The sequence below is a fragment of the Pseudomonas sp. S36 genome (assembly GCF_016647875.1).
In the GTDB taxonomy this organism is placed as follows: Bacteria; Pseudomonadota; Gammaproteobacteria; order Pseudomonadales; family Pseudomonadaceae; genus Aquipseudomonas; species Aquipseudomonas parafulva.
Map to the genome: position 1 here is coordinate 101774 of NZ_JACVVG010000006.1, position 18650 is coordinate 120423.

Sequence of the window (18650 nt, forward strand, 5' to 3'; positions counted from 1 at the left end):
AGAGCACGGAGAATCACCATGAAACCTTCGATGGCACTCAAGCCTCTGGTTTTCGCAATTGCGGCGGTCATGGCTGTAGCTGCACAAGCTGATCAGAACGGCCGCACCTACCATAACGGCAGCAGCACCACCTGGCTGCCCATTTCGGCCAAAGCCGATGCACTGGATACCCAGCGCAGCACCGGCAACACCATCACCAACCAGGGCACTGTGAACCAGGCCGAGATGAGCAGCTCGGCCACGGGCGCAAGCGGCAACGTGGGTGTCAACGTGGCGTCCGGTAATGGCAACCAGCAGGGCAACGCGTCGGCGATCGCCAATGCGGCGGCTGATTCCACCCTGGACAACAGCTTCGTGTTCGGCACTGCCGAAGCCAATGCTGATGTCAGCCAGTACAGCAACAACAACCGTGTCGACAACTGGTCTACCCAGTCTTCGGCCGTGATGAGCGGCTCGGGCGAGGGCAGCTCGGGTAACGTGGGCATCAACATTGCCGGCGGCGACCTGAACCAACAGAAAAACAGCATGGCCATCGCCAACACCAACGCTGGCATCGGTAACGCCACGGCCACCGCCAAGGCCGACCAGAATGGCCCAGGCCTGGTGGTCAACAACGGCGCCGACCGCACCTACCGTGTCGACACCCTGACCTTCACCACCTCGGCCACCGGCTCGAGTTCGCGCGAAGGCACCCTGAACTCCACCGACAACCGCAGCGCATCGTCCAACTTCAGCCTGGCCGGCTCGCAAAGCGCCAGCTCCAGCGGTTCGAACGGCTGGAACGCCAGCGGCTCGCACTCCAGCAACGCCAGCGGCTCCAACAGCGGCAGTGCCAGCGGCTCGAACAGCTGGGGCATGAACGGCTCGGCCAGCGGCAGCGCCAGCTCGTCCAGCAGTGCCAACCTGACCGCCACCCTCGCAGCTGCAGCGGATGCCACGCGCACCGTAACCGTCAACAACGGCAACGGCGACCGCACCCGCACCAACAGCGTCGACGGCTCGCTGAATGCCTCGCTGAACGCCTCGATCGACAAGTCGCAGCAAAGCGCTTATGACTCCTCGTTCGAAAAAGCCTTCGATTCGAACTACGAGAAAACCCACCAATCGTCCTATGACAAGTCGCGTGACTCTTCGTACACCAAGTCGCATGACTCGTCGTACGAGAACGCCTCGGCCTCGGCGTATCAGAAGTCTGGCCAAGCAGCCAGTCAGTCCTCGAACGACGTTGCCAAGAGCTACAGCGAAAGCAGCGCTTACGACTTGAGCAATACCGTGTCCTTCCAAGTGCTGACCCCGACCGGCTGGGCCAACCCTGTTACCAACACTGCAACCCTCAGCGGTTCGGTGAACGGCGGCAGCGGCAACCTGGGCGTGAACGTGGCGGCAGGTGTGGGCAACCAGCAGAGCAACTCGCTGGCCATCTCCAACACCTCGTTCTAAGTGGCGTGCCAAAGGCCCTCTTCGGAGGGCCTATCCCCAACACACCAGAAGGCAACCGATCATGCGCACCATCGCCTTGGCGTTCCTGTTGTGCGTGGCCTGCGTGAGCGAAGCCGCGCAGATGCCGCTGTCTGTATTGCCCGGCGGTGCCGTGGTGTTCAAACCGATCCAGAGTGTGCGCGAACGCAAGTTCGTCGACCTGGTGCAACAAAAAACCGATTTCAGCTGCGGTGCTGCCGCGCTGGCCACCATCCTGCGCCAAGCCTACTGGCTGGATGTGGACGAACATCAGATCATCGAGGGCATGCTCGCCCACGCCGACCAGGACTTGGTGCGTACGCAAGGCTTCTCGATGCTCGACATGAAACGCTACGTGGAGAGCCTGGGCATGCGTGCCCGTGGCTACCGGGTAGCACCCGATACCCTGCACGACGTGCGCATCCCGGTGGTGGTGCTGATGGACATCCGTGGCTACAAGCACTTCGTGGTCATGCAGAAGGTCGACAGGGGCTGGGTATACATCGGTGACCCCGTGCTAGGGCACAAACGCTACAGGGTCGATGACTTCATCAAAGGCTGGAACGGCATCATCTTTGCCGTGATCGGCCAAGGGTACGACAAAGACAACGCGCTGATAGACCCACCGCTGCCGCTCACCGCCAAGGGCCGCCTGGATGGCTTCACGCCAGTCAAAGACGCAGACCTGCTGGACTTTGGTTTCATCAAAAGCGACTTCTTCTAACGCCTCTTCCAATGACAAGGTGCATGATGCGCCGGGGAGCATTCCATGAAGACCCCAATCTGGCTGGCCATGGCCTGTCTTGCCGCCAGCCTGCCCATCCACGCCGAAACGTTCAAGCCCGTCGAGCTGAAGGACCAGGAGCTGGCGAACCTGCGCGGGCGCTTCGTGATGCCGGGGCGCATCGTCAGTTTCGGCATTGTCATGAGCAGCACCTGGCAGAACGCCCAGGGTGAGGTGATTGGCGCCACCAGCAGCCTGCAGGTGCAGCAATCCACAATCAAACCTCAGTTCTACGTATCGATGATCGATGAAAAAGTCCCCACCAGTGCCCATGCCAGTACCCCGGCAGGCGCTCAAGGTACCGGTACGGTAACCGGTGGCGGCGGGCTGGGGACGACACAAGGGGTCACCCAGGTGGTACGCGCCGCCGGTGACAACAACAGCGCCTACAACAATGTCGATGTGAACGTCACCAAGGCCAACGAGGCGCCCGTGTTCCAGCCTCAGGGCCAGGCGCTGGCCGCCGGGCAGACACTGGTGGGTGAAAATGGCGCCGGTGCGCTCAGCGTATCGTCCAGCGGCGTGGGCGTGCAGTTGAACATCAACGCCAACAATAATCAGGGGAGCACCGTGCAACGGCTGGCCCAGGGCGGGCTGATGCAGAACACCACACTGCTGGGCAATGGCAACTTCGTGAACAACGTGACCTCGTTGAATGTGGTGATGCGCGACAACCTGCCTGCGGCCGCGTCGCTCAATGGCAGCCTGGACCAACTTAAAGGTCTTCGCACTTTCGGATACTGATCTACGCTCAGTCTCATCAAAGCAGTCGGAAGGGACGGCAATTCCATGCAACGATCGTTAACGCTCAAAGCGGTTGTTTGTTTGACTACCTTGGCACCCGCCACCTCGCTGTACGCCGCTGTAGATCCGCAGGTAGAAGCATTGAAACAGGAACTGGTAGAGCTCAAGCGCCGCTACGAGGCCCAGCAGCAGGCGCTGATGGTACTGGAACAGCGAGTGCGTCAGGTTGAGGAAACCCCTGCCGCCCCGCCGCCCAAGCGCCTGGTGAAATCCCCGGCTGAACGCGTCAAGGGTGGCCAGACCGTGGCCACCGGGGCCCCTGGCACCACCGGCAGCTCCTACGGCCAGGCGTTGGCAGCAGACTCGGAGCCTGCACAGAGCGTGTCCAACCTGTACGACGAGGCCAGTGGCTTCTTCGGCGGTGGCAAGTTCAGCCTGGAAACCGGCCTGACCTACACCCATTACGACACCCGTGCGTTGACCCTCAACGGCTTCCTGGCCCTGGACTCGATCTTCCTCGGCAACATCAACCTGGACCGCATCAAGGCCGATAACTGGACCCTGGACCTGACCGCCCGCTACAACCTGGCTCAACGCTGGCAGTTCGACGTCAACGTGCCGGTGATCTACCGCGAGTCCACCTACTCTTCCGGGGGGGCCGGTGGCGCCGGGCCCACCACGTCCGATGCCAGCGTGACGCGTGACCCGGAAATCGGCGACATCAACGTGGGCGTTGCCTACAAGTTCCTCGACGAGTCCGAGAGCTGGCCGGATGCCGTTGCCACCTTGCGGGTCAAGGCCCCCACCGGCAAGGACCCGTATGGCATCAAACTGCGCCAGGTGGCTGGCAACGACAACCTCTCGGTACCTGAAAGCCTGCCGACCGGCAATGGCGTGTGGTCCATCACCCCCGGTATCTCGCTGGTCAAGACCTTCGACCCGGCGGTGCTGTTCGGCAGCCTGTCATATACCTATAACCTGCAAGATTCGTTCAGTGACATCAGCCCGCAGGTCAACAGCAAGGTGCCGGGCGACGTCAAGCTGGGTGACTCGTGGCAGATCGGTGGCGGTATCGCCTTTGCCCTGAACGAAAAAATGAGCATGTCGTTCTCGGTGTCGGACCAGATCGGCCGCAAGAGCAAGATCAAGCCCGATGGTGGTGACTGGCAAACCATCTCCAACAGCGACTACAACGCCGCCAACTTCAACATCGGCATGACCTTCGCTGCCAGCAACAACCTCACGATCGTACCCAACCTGTCCATCGGTCTGACCGATGACGCCCCGGACTTCTCGTTCAGCCTGAAATTCCCCTATTACTTCTGATGGTTGCACACACCGGGCCCGCCTGTGCGGGCTCGGTTTTTGTGTGGCAGGCCTTTGCACAAAGGCTTCCGAGCGCCCTTGCCTGTTATCATCCAGCACAGATGCATGACGTTTTAATGGCAAAAGGGAAGTTTTTGTGAAGAGCCTGTCAGACCGCCCACGCACCCGGTTGATCGCCCTGGCGATGCTGGTGCTGGTGATCCCCCTGGTTGCGCGCACCGTGCTTGGCTGGTCGAACCCGCTTGGCTATGTGTCGGACCTTGCCCTGGGCGGGGTTCTGCTGCTGTTGCTGTATCGCCGCCCCTGGTGGCTGGGCTTGCCGGTTTTGCTGGCCTGGGCGGGCCTCTGGGTGGCTTCGGCCGAGCTGGTCAGCGCGGTGGGCAGGCTGCCGACCAGCGCCGACCTGACCTATTTGTTCGACCCGCAGTTCATGGAAAACTCCACCGGCGGCAGCCTCGCGCACGCCTGGCTGCCCGGCCTGCTGGGCGCAGGCCTGCTAACCTGGCTGGTCTGCGCATGGCGCAGCCGTGGCCAACCCGGCGCGCCGTTGCCGCGCAGTGCGTGGGCCGGTGTCATGGGCCTGTTTGCCATTCACTGGGGCAGCCAGCAGTTGGCGCCCTCGGATGCCGATCAATGGCGCCAGTACAACCTTGGCCACCAGGTGTTGTCTGCGGGCGTGGGCAACCTGCAACGTCTTGTCGAGGGGCGCGCGCCTTTCACACCCCTACCCAGTACCGGGCTGACCCAGGCCGACCTGAACGGCCAGCGCCTGTTGGCCGCCACCGGCAGCGCCCGCAACGTGTTGATCATCACTGTAGAAGGCATCCCAGGGGCCTACGTGCGCCCTAATCGCGAGGCGTTGCACAGCCGCTTCGATGAAGACCTCATGCCCAGGCTTGGCCAGTGGGCGGCTCGGGGCATGAACACCCCGGACTACGTGCTGCACACCCACCAGACCATCCGTGGGCTCTACGCCATGCTGTGCGGCGACTACGACAAACTGGCCAATGGCACCCCCAAAGGCGTAGAGCTGCTGACCCAGGCCGAGCGCAACCAGGCGTGCCTGCCTGCCCAACTGCGCCAGGCCGGTTTTACCACCCATTATCTGCAAGGGGCGGGCCTGCGCTTCATGGCCAAGGACCGCATCATGCCGCACATCGGCTTTGAATCCGTGCATGGCGTGGAATGGTTCGGCAACCGTAACTACTTGGATTTCCCGTGGGGCAAGGATGACCGCGCCTTCTTCGAAGGTGCTCTGGACTACGTGGGCCAGCTGCGCAAACAGGACCAGCCCTGGATGCTGACCCTGCTCACGGTTGGCACTCACCAGCCCTATTCGGCACCGGCGGATTACCTGGCCCGTTACGACACCCCCAAACAGGCGGCCGTCGCCTACCTGGACGACGCCCTGGGCGGTTTCCTGGACGCCCTGGAGCGCCAGGGCGTCCTCAAGGACACCCTGGTGGTGGTCACCTCGGATGAATCCCATGGCATTGACGGTGTGCGCCTTGCCTCGTCCTGGGGCTTCAACCTGACCCTGGCACCCGAGCAGCGTTTGCTGCCAACCCTCAAGTCAGGCACCTACGGCCATGTTGACCTGGCCACCTCCGTACTCGACTATTTCGCGCTGCCCATCCCCCTGGCCCTGAGTGGGCGCTCCTTGTATCGGGATTACGACACTGGCCGCGAGATGATCTCGTTCACCAATGGCATGCTGCGCTATCACAACGGGCAGGGGGTGTTCACCGAGTGTGATTTCCAGCAGCGCTGCCGGCGCTATGCCAGCGACGGTTTCATCGCCGACAAGGCCCGCTATCTGGGCCAGGGCGATAGCTACCTGGGCCAGCAGGTCGGTGCATTGGCGGCGGTACTCGACCAGTCTTTGCTGCAGACCCCACTGAACCTGCGCTACCAGTTCGGCGGCCCCTCCCCCATCCAGCTGCGCAAGCGTATTCACGACGACTGGGCCGACAACCTGATTGGCGCTCAGTATCTGGAAATGCCACAGGGCTCGCACACGCGCGTCAGGGTCAAGGTGCGCTCACTCGACCCCAAGCGGGCAGCATTCATCCAGCTCAAGGCCAAGCAAATGGAGCAGGAAGTGGCCTTGGGCCTGCCCGCCGAGGTAAAGGTAACCACCAAGAAGCCGCTTGAAATGGAGTTCCGTTTCGACAACCCCGTTGAGCGCAAGGCCTTTTCATTTCACCTGCTTGGCTACGGCGGTGGCCAGGTGGAAGTCAGTGACTTCAGCGTGATCACCGCGCTGCCGGGTGAGGATGACGGCCTGGATGAGTTGACCGACGCCCCTGTCGCCCACGCGGGTTGACGGCATGGCGGGCTAGGTGCGCACACCCAGCATGCCGCGCTCGACGATGAAATCGATTATCGCCTGCAGGCCCTCGCCTTTTTTCAGGTTGCTGAAGGTCCAGGGCCGTTGTGGCCGCATGCGCTGGGTATCACGTTCCATGACCTCAAGCGATGCGCCCACATAGGGCGCCAAGTCGGTCTTGTTGATGACCAGGAAGTCCGATTTGGTGATACCTGGCCCACCCTTGCGCGGGATCTTCTCGCCTTCGGCCACGTCAATCACGTAGATCGTCAGGTCAGCCAGCTCTGGGCTGAAGGTCGCGCTCAGGTTGTCACCGCCGCTCTCGACGAAAATCACTTCCAGGTTGCCGAACTTGCGCGCCAAGGCCTCTACGGCGGCCAGGTTCATCGAGGCATCTTCGCGGATCGCCGTGTGCGGGCAACCACCGGTTTCGACGCCGACAATACGCTCGGGCTCCAGGGCGCCGGCCTCGGTGAGGATACGCTGGTCTTCCTTGGTGTAGATGTCATTGGTTACCACGGCGATCTGGTAGTGGTCACGCATGGCCTTGCACAGCGCTTCGAGCAATGCAGTCTTGCCAGAGCCGACCGGGCCACCGACACCGACGCGCAGGGGTTGTTGATAGCTTTGCATTTCAGGCAGTCCTCAAGAACGGAACAAACGGGTGTATTGGGTTTCGTGACGCGATGAGGCGATGGCCAACAGCGGCAAGCCGCCGCCGATCTGCTCATCCTCCAGCATCAGCGCGTGGTCGAAGGCTGCAGGTAACTCAACACTCAAGTCGCGTAAGAGTGTTTGGGCCGCCTGCTGGCCAAAAGGCACCAGCTTGACCCCAGCCATGACGGCGCCCTCCAGCCAGGCAAAGCCATGGCCCAGGGCCAGCTGCCGCAGGGGGATGGCCCACTGGGCTGCCAACCAGGCCATGCCACCCAGTTGGGTCATCTCCAGGCTGGTTCGCCAAGCCGGGGCCTGGCCCAACTGCCAGCCGTCGAGCAAACGTGCCAGCGCCGCGCCGCGCTGCTGCTCTTCCAGGCGCAATTCGGCGGTTTCGCGGTTTGCGAGCAAGAAGCGGCTCCAGTGCTCGAACGCCGCAGCATCCTCGGCCAGGCAGGCGTGGTACAGGCGCACCAGCACCGGCCAGTCGAGGCAGGCCAATGTGTCGTCGATCTGCTCGCGCTGCCAGGCAGTGAACCCGGCCAGGTCCTTCACCCAGCCAGCTTCCACCGCCCACTCAAGGCCTTGCGAATAGGTAAAACCACCTACCGGCAGGCCAGGGCTGACCAGCTGCAGCAAGCGCAGTAACGCCAGGTCGCTGCTCATCAACCGGCCAGCACCATGGCGGCGCTGGCCAGCAAGCCGCCGCCGAACACTTTCTGCAGCCCGGTGTGGCGACGCAGCAGGCAGCCAACGGCAAATCCGCCGGCCAACAGCAGGCCACTGACCAGCACAAAGCCTGCGCTGAACTGCCAGAAGGCACTTGGCGTGGCTTCGACGCCGTGGGCCCAACCGTGGAACAACGCGAACATCGGCATGGCCATGGCCAGCAGTACCTGCCGCCCTGGCAGCAGCAGGGCAGCACCGGCGACCACCAGCGAGCCGGCAATCAGGGTTTCCATGCCCAGCACACCACCGAACAGGTGGCCACACACCGCACCGGCGAACATCGCGGCCAGGGTCGCCAGTGGCAGGGTGAGGTTGCGCCGGGTCAGGGCGGCCAGCACGCCGGTACCCAGCAGCATCAGCAGGTGGTCAAGGCCGGTGAGCGGGTGGAGCAGGCCATCCTGCAAGGGGTTGGTGTCATGCCCAGGGTGGGCGAAAGCGGGTACGGCCAGCATCAGCAGCAACAGTGGCAGGGTCTTTTTCATTATCAGCTCCAGTGCAGTTCAGGAATGGGCAGGCAGGCGCACGAACGGATGATCATGGCCGTGGCTGTGGCCATGGGGCGCACTTTGGTAGGCCCCCGCCTCAGGTTCGAAGGGGGCCTGTTCGGCCTCCACCGTCAGCCCCAGGCCACGCAGCATGTCGTCCAGCACATGGTCATGCTGGAAGCGCAACAGGCCGGGCTCGATTTGCAGCGGCACATGGCGGTTGCCCAGGTGATAGGCAGCCCGGGCAAGCAGGTGCGGGTCGCTGCAGCGCACCGTCGACACCGCCTCCGGCGCCGCCAGCACACGAATGCACTGGGTACCTGCAGCGTCGGCCAGCCACTCCCCCCCACGCAGCAGGTGGCCGCGGTCGAGCATCAGCCCGGCCTCGCGGCCATCGTCCAGGGTCACCCGCAGGCGGCTCTTGATACGGCTGTCGACGTCCAGGGTGACGGTGCCGGTTTCAGCATGGGCGCCGGGGTCTGAAATACGGCGGGTAAGGACAATCATCAGTGCTCCTTCAGAACAGAAAATAACGCTGGGCCAGGGGCAGTTCCGTGGCCGGCTCGCACACCAGCAGCTCGCCATCGGCACGCACCTGATAGGTTTGCGAGTCGACTTCGATCACTGGCTGCAGGGTGTTATGGACCATGTCGGCCTTGCGCACCCGGCGACAACCCCGGGCCACACCGATCAGGCTGCGCAGGTTCAACTCCTGTGCCAGCCCGCGGTCGATGGCGGCCTGGGGCAGAAACGTCATGCGCGTGGCATGCCGGGCTGCGCCCAGCGCCCCGAACATGGGCCGGTAGTGCACAGGCTGTGGGGTGGGGATAGAGCCGTTGATATCGCCCATGGGCGCTGTCACGATCATCCCGCCCTTGATCACCAGGGCCGGCTTGACCGCGAAGAACGCCGGCGACCACAGCACCAGGTCGGCCAGCTTGCCGGCTTCCACCGAGCCCACCTCATGGGCGATACCGTGGGTAACCGCGGGGTTGATGGTGTACTTGGCGATGTAGCGCTTGACCCGGAAGTTGTCGCTGCAGGCGGTATCCGGGGCCAGCGGGCCCCGGCGCAGCTTCATCTGGTGCGCCACCTGCCAGGTGCGCAGCACCACTTCCCCTACCCGGCCCATGGCCTGGGAGTCGGACGAGGTCATGGCGAACGCGCCCATGTCGTGGAGAATATCCTCGGCGGCGATGGTTTCACGGCGGATGCGCGATTCGGCGAAGGCCACATCCTCGGCGATGCTGGGGTCCAGGTGATGGCAGACCATCAGCATGTCCAGGTGCTCGTCCACCGTGTTGACCGTATAGGGCAGCGTCGGGTTGGTGGAAGACGGCAGTACGTTGGCCTGCCCTGCCGCCCGGATGATATCCGGGGCGTGCCCGCCGCCGGCGCCTTCGGTGTGGAAGGTATGGATGGTGCGGTCACCGATGGCCGCGAGGGTGTCCTCGATGCACCCTGACTCGTTCAGGGTGTCGGTATGGATGGCCACCTGGATGTCCATCTCTTCGGCCACGCCAAGGCAGCAGTCGATGGCCGCTGGCGTCGAGCCCCAGTCTTCATGCAGCTTGAGGCCAACGGCCCCTGCGGCGATCTGTTCACGCAGGGCTTCGGGGCGCGAGGCATTGCCTTTGCCCAGCAGGCCGATATTGATCGGCAGGCTGTCGGCCGCCTGCAGCATGCGCGCCAGGTACCAGGGGCCTGGGGTGCACGTGGTGGCATTGGTGCCGGTAGCGGGGCCTGTGCCGCCACCGATGAACGTAGTGACACCGCTGTTGAGGGCTTCGTCCACCTGCTGCGGGCAAATGAAATGGATGTGCGAGTCCACCCCACCTGCGGTGACGATCTTGCCTTCGGCCGCGATCACCTCGGTGCCCGGGCCAACCGGTACGGTGACGCCAGGTTGCACATCCGGGTTGCCGGCTTTGCCAATGACAGCAATGCGCCCGTGCTTGATGCCGATATCGGCCTTGACGATCCCCCAGTGGTCGATGATCAGCGCGTTGGTGAGCACCAGGTCCATGGCGTCCGCCGCCAGCATCTGCCCCTGGCCCATGCCGTCGCGGATCACCTTGCCGCCGCCGAACTTCACCTCTTCGCCGTACAGCGTGTAGTCCTGTTCTACTTCGACCCACAGTGCCGTGTCGGCCAGGCGCACCCTGTCCCCCACGGTGGGGCCGAACATGTCCGCATAGGCCTGCCGGGAAATACGGCTCATGCCCTGCCCTCCAGCGCGCCCATTACCTTGCCCTGGAACCCGTATATTTCGCGCTTGCCAGCATAGGCCACCAACTGCACGGTGCGCGCCTGGCCCGGCTCGAAACGCACCGCCGTACCGGCCGGGATGTCCAGGCGAAAACCGCGAGTGGGCTCACGGTCGAACACCAGGGCCTGGTTGACTTCATAGAAGTGGTAATGAGAGCCGACCTGCACCGGCCGGTCACCGTGGTTGGCCACGCTGACACTGACCGTGTCACGCCCGGCGTTGAGTTCGATGTCGCCCTCGGCGACCTGGATTTCACCTGGAATCATGGGGGTACCCTGGGCGTAGTCAGACAATGGGTTCGTGCACGGTCACCAGCTTGGTGCCGTCGGGGAAGGTCGCCTCCACCTGCACGTCGTGGAGCATTTCGGCGATGCCGGGCATCACCTGCTCCCGGGTCAGCACTTCGCGCCCCAGGCTCATCAGTTCTGCGACCGTGCGCCCATCGCGTGCGCCCTCCAGCACAGCGGCGCTGATCAACGCCACCGCTTCGGGGTAGTTGAGTTTCAGGCCGCGGGCCAGGCGCCGCTCTGCCAGCAACGCAGCAGTGAACAGCAGCAGCTTGTCTTTCTCTCTTGGTGTCAGCTCCATGGGTGCTCTCTCAGGTAGCCCAGATACGCGGTGGGCAGGCTGGCAGGCCAAGAACGGCCGGGCGCAGCACTCGCCACAGGCATTGCAGGGTGTGTTGCAAGTGTTGGTTGTCGTGGTCGAGCAGGCGGATCACCAGCAGCGACCCGAGCAGGGTTGCGCCACCCGGGTTACCCAGGGCTTCGAGCAAGGGCCGTACCTGGTCGAGGGTGTGCTGATCGGCAGGTGCAGCGCACAGGGTCGCCAGCAGCGGATAGCCACCCAGCTTTTGAAGGCGGCCCCCCGTAATACGCAGCCTCTCGTGCAGGCCAGGCTCGCCGGGCAGTTCGATGCGCAACCGGCTGTCGAGCGCCCCCTGCAAAAACTGCTCGTTCATCACCGGCCGGCCCAGGCACAGGGTTTCCCAAGCCAGCAGCCTTGCGCCTGGCGCCAGGGTGAAACGGCTGTCCAGGCTGGCCCGGGCGCCAGAGAAGAAGATGCTGTCCTGGGGTAGCCATTCCAGCGTGCTGCCAGCGCCCAGGTGAAAGTGCTGGGCAAGGCGCGCGGTGGGGCCAATGCTGCGATAGAACTTGCTGGCCCCGGGCATGGTCAGCAACGCGTGGCTGCCGGGGTCGAGGTGAATGTCCAGCTCCAGCCGGTCGCCGGCGACAATGCCCCCAGGCGGGTGCAGCACGTACACATGACATGGCGCACCCTCCGGGTAAAACGGCCTTTGCACCAAAAGGGGTCCGTAATGGCGTCGCGCACCAAGGCGGGTCACGCCATCGCGCACAATGAAGCGCAGTTGCAGGTAGGCGCTCCACCCGGCTTCATCGGTATGTGTTGCAATATGCTCCGCCAGCGACATCCTGCGGCCCCTGAAATCCGTGGCCTTGATGGCCGTTGCGAGGGCCAGGCTGGCGCATATCGGTATGCGCACGGCCTGACCACTCGATCAAATTCTCAGGCTGGATATAGCAGGTTGCGGGCCAACTCCGCAGGTGAACTCAGATTAAACCTGTGGCAGGCCTGCGCCGGTGTCGGGCACGGCGCACTATCCAAGGGCGGCTGGCGGCGCTGTTTCAGTGCCTGGCGGGTTAATAGTCGAAACGGTCTACCGCACGACGCCGCTCGTTGTCGTCACGCCGGTCATAAATGGCGGTGGTCTGGATATTGGCATGGTGGGCGAGCTTCTGGGCGATCGACAGGTCGTGCTCTTCGATGACGCGGGTGATGAAGGCCCGGCGAAAATCATGGGGCATGATTTTCACGCCCACCTGTGCACCCCGCTGGCGGGCGATGTAGTAAATCGCATGTTTGGTGATGCGCGCGCGGGTGATGTGGTTGCCACGGCGGATGCGGTTGAACAGAAACAGGTCGTCTTCTGCGCCGGCAGGTAACGCCTCGCGGCGAAGGCTCAACCAGGCCTGCAGCTTTTCGAAGGCCCACGGCGGTGCGTACTTGATCAGCTGGTGGTTGCCCTTGCCCACCACTTGCAGGCTGCGCTCCTGGAAATCCACCTGGTCCAGGTTGATGTCCACCGACTCGGACTTGCGCATGCCGGTGCCATACAGCAGGGCAATGATTGCCGCATCCCGCACCCCTTGCGGGCGGGGGTCGGCGGCGCAGGCATCCATCAGCTCGCGAATGAGGCTGCGCCGCAGGTTGCGCCCAGGCGGCAACCGGGTGCCAGTGGCAGGCTTCACCTCGCGCATGCGCTGCAAGTGTTCATGCTCGATCAGCCCCTGGCGCCAGGCTTCGTTCATCACCCCACGAATGGCATTCACATACAGCGATGAGCTGTTGGGGGCATAGCCGTCTTCGCGCAGGGCCGACACCAGCCCAATCACGTGGCCAGGCTCCAGCTTGTGCCAGGGGACGTCGGCAAGGTTGCAGTCGACGAAGCCAAGCCGGTCGGCTGTGTCCTGAAGAACGTAGCGCATGGTCTGCTGGCTGGACGGCGCCAGCCGGGCCATGTATTGCAGCAACGGGTTGTTAGGAAGATCGGGCAAAACGTGGATCCTGTGGCAGCGGCAAGTGGCCAGGGCCATCTTAAGATGAAACGAGTCAAAGCGACATGATGCGAGTCAGTCGGACTCGCGGCTGGTAGGGTCATTACGACCTAAGGCAGTGCCATCACCTTGATATACAAGGGCTGCAGCATTGGCACAGATTCTGATGTTACCTGAATCACCCTGGTAGATCTAAGGCATTACCATGCTCGTACCCTTGATGGAGTCCCGCCGTTGCCGACCGCTGTGGAACCTCGCGTTCCGCCCGTTCTTCCTGGCCGGCACTGTGTTTGCGCTGATCGCTGTGATGGTATGGGCAGGCACATTGGCCGGCTTGTCCGCACCCGTGCCTACCGGAGGCATGCTGGCCTGGCACCGTCACGAAATGCTGTACGGCTTTACCGCAGCCATCGTCGGCGGCTTTCTGCTAACGGCGGTGCAGAACTGGAGCGGATTACCCAGCCTGCATGGGAGAAGCCTTCAGGCACTGTTCTTGATATGGCTGCTGGGGCGCGCGGCCTGGTTTCTGGCGCTGCCTGTTGAGTGGCTTGTGGTGACCGAGGGTGGTTTTCTGCCTTTGGTGACGTTGGCGCTGGCCAGGCCAATCGTGCAGCGGCGGTTGCGCAACAACTACCCGATTGTGGTGCTGGTGTTGGTTTTTACGGGCTGCCAATGGCTCACCCTCGCAGGCTTCCTGCGCCAGGACGAGCCGTTGCAGCGGCAAGGCGTGTTGGCCGGGTTGTGGCTGGTGGCTGCAATGATGACCGTATTGGGTGGCCGGGTGATTCCGTTCTTCACCCAACGCGGCCTGGGCAACATGACGGCAAGCACACCACGCCCCTGGCTGGACCGCAGCTGCCTGGTGCTCAGTGTCACGGCGGCACTGGCCATGGCAGCTGGCTTCGGCCAGGCGCCCCAGTGGGGCCTGGCCGTGCTGTTTGGTTGCCTGTTCGCGTTGCACGCTGCCCGCCTGCTGCTGTGGCATGACCGCAGGCTTTGGGGCATACCGCTGCTGTGGTCGCTGCACCTGGCCTATGCCTGGCTTGCCGTGGCCACCCTGGGCATGGCGTTATGGCACGCTGGAGTGAACGTCAGCCCTAGCCTTGTAACCCACGCATTGACCGTGGGCGCGATGAGCGGCCTGATGCTGGCAATGATGGCGCGGGTGAGCCTGGGGCACACAGGCCGCCCGTTGAGCGTGCCGGCCAGCGTGGCCATTGGGTTCGCACTGCTGCACCTGGCGGCGCTGGCGCGGGTGATATTGCCCCTTCTCACCCCTCTCGCATTCAGCCTGTCTGCCTTGTGCTGGTGCATGGCACTGCTGTTGTTCGTGAGGCACTACCTGCCGATACTGCTGCAACCCCGGGCGGATGGCCTGCCGGGTTAGCGGGTTGCAGGCGGCCACCAGCCGGGGAACATCTGCTGGACCCGGGGCTCGGTGAAGCGCTCGTCAATCAGTACCAGCACGCCTTGGTCCTGGTCCCCGCGTATCACCCTGCCCGCCGCCTGGATAACCTTGCGCACCCCCGGGTACAGGTACGCATAATCGAACCCTGCGCCAAACTGCTGGCCCAAGCGCCGTTTGAACTGCTCATTGACCGGGTTGACCTGTGGCAGGCCCAATGTGGCGATGAACGCCCCGATCAACCGCGTACCTGGCAGGTCCACACCTTCACCGAACGCCCCACCCAGTACCGCAAACCCCACACCCCGGCCATCGGCAACGAAGCGGTCGAGAAAACCCTGACGGGCAGCCTCATCCATGCCAGGCGCCTGGGCCCACACGGGCAGTTGCGGGTGCTGCTGGGTCAACAACCCAACCACTTGTTGCAGGTATTCGAAGCTGCTGAAAAACGCCAGGTAGTTTCCCGGCTGGGCCTGGTACTGCTGTGCAATCAACTCGACGATGGGGGCCAGCGAAGCGTGACGCTGCTGATAGCGGGTGGATACCTGGCTGGCGATGCGTACCTGCAACTGCTCGGCACGAAACGGCGCCGCCACCTCCAGCCAGGCGGTGTCGGCAGGCATGCCCAGCAGGTCACGGTAGAAGCGTTGCGGGCTCAGGGTGGCGGAGAACAGCGTCACGCTGCGTGCCGCGCGCATGCGTGGGCCCAGCAGCCGCGCAGGGTTGACGTTGCGCAGGCACAGGGTTGCCAGCCGCCGCTTGCGCGGGCCCTGGCGCACGGTGATGTCGAACAGAAAGTGTTCATCGAACAGTTCTGCCACGCGGGTGAACTGCAGGGCCTGAAAAAAGAACTGCAGCAGCGCCGGGTCAATGTGCGCAGGGGCCTGGTTCATCTGTTCCTGAATCAACCCCACGCACTGCTGCAGGGCGCGTAGAAGCCCCTCTGGCAGGTGCTCGCTGGCCTCATAGGGCGCACGCTGTTCCTTGTACAGCGCATTCCACTGCCGGTTCACACGGTCCAGTGCGCTGCCAAGGCCTGGCGGCTTGGCCTGGCGCAACGCGTGCAACTGGCCTTGGTCCAGGCTGGCGCTGTACATGCTGCGGCCGCGCTCCACCAGGTTGTGCGCCTCATCCACCAGCACGGCTACCCGCCACTGGTTGGTCTGGCTCAACCCGAATAACAGCGCATGCGCGTCGAAGTAGTAGTTGTAATCGGCAATCAGCACATCGACCCAGCGTGCCATCTCTTGCCCCAGGTAATAGGGGCACACCTGGTGGGCCAGGGCCACTTCCCGCAGCCGGGCACGATCAAGCAGGGGCAGGCCGGCCGCCGCTTGCCGTGCGGCAGGCAGGCGGTCGTAGAACCCCGCAGCCAGGGGGCAGGACTCACCATGGCAAGCCTTGTCGAGGTGTTCACACGCCTTGTCACGGGCGATCAGCTCAAGTGTGCGCAGGGCGGGCTGAGGGGCGCTGGCAGTGATCTGGCCGATAGCGTCCAGCGCCAGCGCCCGCCCTGGGGTTTTGGCGGTCAGGAAAAACACCTTGTCCAACTGTTGCGGCACCATTGCCTTCAGCAGCGGGAACAGCGTGCCCAAGGTCTTGCCAATCCCCGTACTCGCCTGCGCCATCAGGCAGCGCCCGGTGCTCACGGCTTTGTACAGGGTTTCGGACAACTGCCGCTGGCCCTGGCGGAACTGCGGGTAGGGAAAGGTCAGCGCCTGCAGCCCGTGGTCACGCTCGGCCAAGCGCTGTTGCTGGTAATGTGCCCACGCCAGAAACCGCTGGCACTGGGCCTCGAAAAAGACCTGCAGGTCGCCCGCTGTGTGGTGCTCGCTGATCAGTGTCTGGCCATCGTCGTCCACATCCAGGTACACCAGCGCCACCTCGATCGCAGGCAGCTGCCGGGCCTGGCACATCAGCCACGCATAGACCTTGGCCTGGGCCCAGTGCAGCTGGCGATGGTTAGCGGGCTGGCGCGCCAGGTCACCGCGGTGGGTCTTGATTTCTTCGAGGCGATTGCAGGCAGGGTCATAGCCGTCGGCGCGGCCGCGCACTCGCAGGGCCTGGTATTCACCTTCCAGGGGGATTTCCGATTCGTAACCAGCCGCCCGGCGTGCGACCACCCGGCGATGGCCTTCGATGCCTTCCTGTGCGGTGGGCGAAGGCGTGAAGCGCAGGTCCAGGTCGCCCACCTTGGCACTGAACTCGCACAAGGCACGCACCGCCACGCTGTAGCTCACGCCGCATCGCTCCAGCGCACGTGACACACCGCCACCGGTAGACCATGGGCGCGGCAGAACTCCAGCCAGCGCAACTGGTTGTCTTGCAGGCGGTCACCCGGCCCTTTCACCTCGACCATGCGGTAGCGGCCCTGCTCTGGCCAGAACTGGATAAGGTCCGGCATGCCGGTACGGTTGTTGCGTATGTCCTGCAACAAGCGCAAAAAGCATTGCTTGAGGTGCTCGCCGGGCAGGCACACCAAGGCTTGCTGCAGCAGCGCCTCGCTGAGCATGCCCCAAAACACGAACGGTGACTGCAACCCCCGCTTGGCCGCATAGCAATCGAGAATCGCCTGCTGGTGGCTGCCGTCTTCGAGGCGGCCCAGGCAGCGGGCGAAGTCCGCACTGCGACGGTGCTGGAAGTCACTGTCATGCAGGTCCTGGGGCGCCGCCTGGAACGGGTGAAAGAACGCGCCCGGCACCGGCGCAAAAATGGCCTCCCAGCACAACAGGCCGAACAGGCTGTTGAACAGCGTGTTCTCTACGTAATGTACCTGCCCGCCCGCCTGCGCCAAGTGCTGGCGTACGGCCTCTTCAACACCCAGTGCTGCATGGGCCCGGGGCAGTTCCAGCTCAATCAGCTCCAGCGGCGCCGCCCGCTGGCGGCGCTGCGGTGGGCCGCCAAGCTTGCGCGCCAGCCGCGGCAGCATGCGCTCCAGCGCCTGCACCTCCAGGGCGTTGGCCGGCGCTGCTGCCAGTTGCAGCGCCAACGCATGCGCCTGGGCCCAACACTGGGTGCGTTCCAGCACGCGCACCTGGCGGATGCGTGCCTGGGCATGGCTGCATTGGGTGTACACCGCCATGGCCTGGTCCCACTCACCCTGCCGTTCACACTGCTGGCCGAGCGCAAACAATAGCCGCGCCTGCCGCCGTGCCAACCATGGGTTTTCACTGCGCAGCCCCTGCAGCGTTGCCAGTATCGACAGGGTGTCGTCGCCCTGGTCCAGCCGCTCGGCGCATCGATGCAGTGCCATGGCCAAGTCAAGATCAGTGCGCTGCTGCAGGGCACGAGAGTCGGCACTGAACGGCACGTGTTCGTAGCGCATCACCCCGAGGTCGGCCAGCACGAAGTCGGACCAGTCCTGGTAGAGGTTGCCGAAAAACAGCAGGCGTATCCGGTCGCACACCGGCTGCAGGCACCACTCATAAATGCGAACGCCGGTGGCAGGGAACCACTCGGCCAATGACCGCGGTGCCAAGGCCATTTGTTGCAGGTGGCTCAGCCATTCATGCTTGGCCGCCCGCGGCCGGCTTAACCGGTCAGCGAAGCAGTTGGCCAGTTCGTCCTTGCGCAACAGGGCGAACAATTGCTCAAGTTCAAGCCGCTCGGGTTCGCGTACCCAGCCTAGCGCCTGCAGCGGTTGCAGGGCCTGGCAGGTATCGCCTATTTCGTCATACTCAAGGCGATCACCGCGAAACAGCTCGCCCTTGCGCATCACCATGCGCACCAGCAGCGCCTGGGCAGGCGCCTCAAGCTGAGTGAAGGCAGCGATGAAAGCCTTCTCCTGCTCATCGAGGAGGTCTTCGTAGCGCTGCCCCACCCACGCCAGCACCTGGCGGAAGTTGTGCAGGTAGTAGAAAGGGTCGTCGACGGAATGGGCAATCACGGAAA

The 18650-nt window shown here is 63.8% G+C and carries 17 protein-coding genes; 6 read left to right on the forward strand and 11 right to left on the reverse strand.

Annotated features, from left to right (window positions below):
* Positions 1–18: 18 nt before the first annotated feature.
* The 5 genes from IAE36_RS05190 (at position 19) to IAE36_RS05210 (ending at position 6638) form a co-directional block, all read left to right on the forward strand.
* The gene (locus tag IAE36_RS05190; RefSeq protein WP_028634227.1) at positions 19–1440 is read left to right on the forward strand and encodes a hypothetical protein; all 1422 of its coding nucleotides are present in this window, start codon (positions 19–21) and stop codon (positions 1438–1440) included.
* Between the two features lie 61 nt (positions 1441–1501).
* A complete protein-coding gene (locus IAE36_RS05195; protein WP_028634228.1) occupies positions 1502–2182 on the forward strand; it encodes a C39 family peptidase in 681 nt (226 codons plus the stop codon).
* Between the two features lie 45 nt (positions 2183–2227).
* Positions 2228–2986 (forward strand): hypothetical protein, encoded by a 759-nt coding sequence (locus tag IAE36_RS05200; protein ID WP_201210781.1) that lies wholly within the window; start codon positions 2228–2230, stop codon positions 2984–2986.
* Between the two features lie 45 nt (positions 2987–3031).
* Positions 3032–4312 carry a hypothetical protein gene (locus IAE36_RS05205; protein ID WP_201210783.1) on the forward strand — a complete coding sequence of 427 codons (1281 nt, stop codon included), beginning with the start codon at positions 3032–3034 and terminating at the stop codon, positions 4310–4312.
* Between the two features lie 136 nt (positions 4313–4448).
* Positions 4449–6638: an LTA synthase family protein gene (locus tag IAE36_RS05210; protein WP_201210785.1), complete on the forward strand. Its 2190-nt coding sequence runs from the start codon at positions 4449–4451 to the stop codon at positions 6636–6638.
* A gap of 12 nt (positions 6639–6650) precedes the next feature.
* On the opposite strand, the gene ureG is transcribed toward IAE36_RS05210, so the two are convergent.
* The 9 genes from ureG to IAE36_RS05255 form a co-directional block, all read right to left on the reverse strand.
* Complete coding sequence (ureG, locus tag IAE36_RS05215) at positions 6651–7274, reverse strand: urease accessory protein UreG (RefSeq protein WP_201210787.1); 624 nt, start codon at positions 7272–7274, stop codon at positions 6651–6653.
* Positions 7275–7286: 12 nt separating this feature from the next.
* Complete coding sequence (locus tag IAE36_RS05220; RefSeq protein WP_201210788.1) at positions 7287–7961, reverse strand: urease accessory protein UreF; 675 nt, start codon at positions 7959–7961, stop codon at positions 7287–7289.
* Entirely contained in the window at positions 7961–8506 is a 546-nt protein-coding gene (locus IAE36_RS05225) for a HupE/UreJ family protein (protein WP_060481915.1), read from the reverse strand. Before IAE36_RS05225 ends, IAE36_RS05220 begins: the two co-directional genes overlap by 1 nt.
* An 18-nt stretch (positions 8507–8524) precedes the next feature.
* Entirely contained in the window at positions 8525–9016 is a 492-nt protein-coding gene (gene ureE, locus IAE36_RS05230) for an urease accessory protein UreE (protein ID WP_201164855.1), read from the reverse strand.
* A 10-nt stretch (positions 9017–9026) separates the two neighbouring features.
* On the reverse strand, positions 9027–10730 hold the full coding sequence (gene ureC / locus IAE36_RS05235) for an urease subunit alpha (protein ID WP_201210790.1): 1704 nt from the start codon (positions 10728–10730) through the stop codon (positions 9027–9029).
* Positions 10727–11044 carry an urease subunit beta gene (locus IAE36_RS05240; protein ID WP_028634237.1) on the reverse strand — a complete coding sequence of 106 codons (318 nt, stop codon included), beginning with the start codon at positions 11042–11044 and terminating at the stop codon, positions 10727–10729. Before IAE36_RS05240 ends, ureC begins: the two co-directional genes overlap by 4 nt.
* A gap of 19 nt (positions 11045–11063) precedes the next feature.
* Positions 11064–11366 carry an urease subunit gamma gene (locus IAE36_RS05245; protein WP_028634238.1) on the reverse strand — a complete coding sequence of 101 codons (303 nt, stop codon included), beginning with the start codon at positions 11364–11366 and terminating at the stop codon, positions 11064–11066.
* 10 nt (positions 11367–11376) lie between these two features.
* On the reverse strand, positions 11377–12210 hold the full coding sequence (locus IAE36_RS05250; protein WP_201210946.1) for an urease accessory protein UreD: 834 nt from the start codon (positions 12208–12210) through the stop codon (positions 11377–11379).
* 229 nt (positions 12211–12439) lie between these two features.
* Positions 12440–13354: a site-specific integrase gene (locus IAE36_RS05255; protein ID WP_201210804.1), complete on the reverse strand. Its 915-nt coding sequence runs from the start codon at positions 13352–13354 to the stop codon at positions 12440–12442.
* 205 nt (positions 13355–13559) lie between these two features.
* Here IAE36_RS05255 and IAE36_RS05260 point away from each other — a divergent pair, with 205 nt between their 5' ends.
* A complete protein-coding gene (locus IAE36_RS05260) occupies positions 13560–14741 on the forward strand; it encodes an NnrS family protein (RefSeq protein WP_201210806.1) in 1182 nt (393 codons plus the stop codon).
* Here the strand turns inward: IAE36_RS05260 and IAE36_RS05265 are convergent.
* The gene (locus tag IAE36_RS05265) at positions 14738–16999 is read right to left on the reverse strand and encodes an ATP-dependent DNA helicase (RefSeq protein ID WP_201210809.1); all 2262 of its coding nucleotides are present in this window, start codon (positions 16997–16999) and stop codon (positions 14738–14740) included. The two genes, IAE36_RS05260 and IAE36_RS05265, sit on opposite strands and share 4 nt — an antisense overlap.
* The gene (locus tag IAE36_RS05270) at positions 16996–18645 is read right to left on the reverse strand and encodes a VRR-NUC domain-containing protein (RefSeq protein ID WP_201210817.1); all 1650 of its coding nucleotides are present in this window, start codon (positions 18643–18645) and stop codon (positions 16996–16998) included. The genes IAE36_RS05265 and IAE36_RS05270 overlap by 4 nt, the downstream gene beginning before the upstream one ends.
* Positions 18646–18650: the final 5 nt, after the last annotated feature.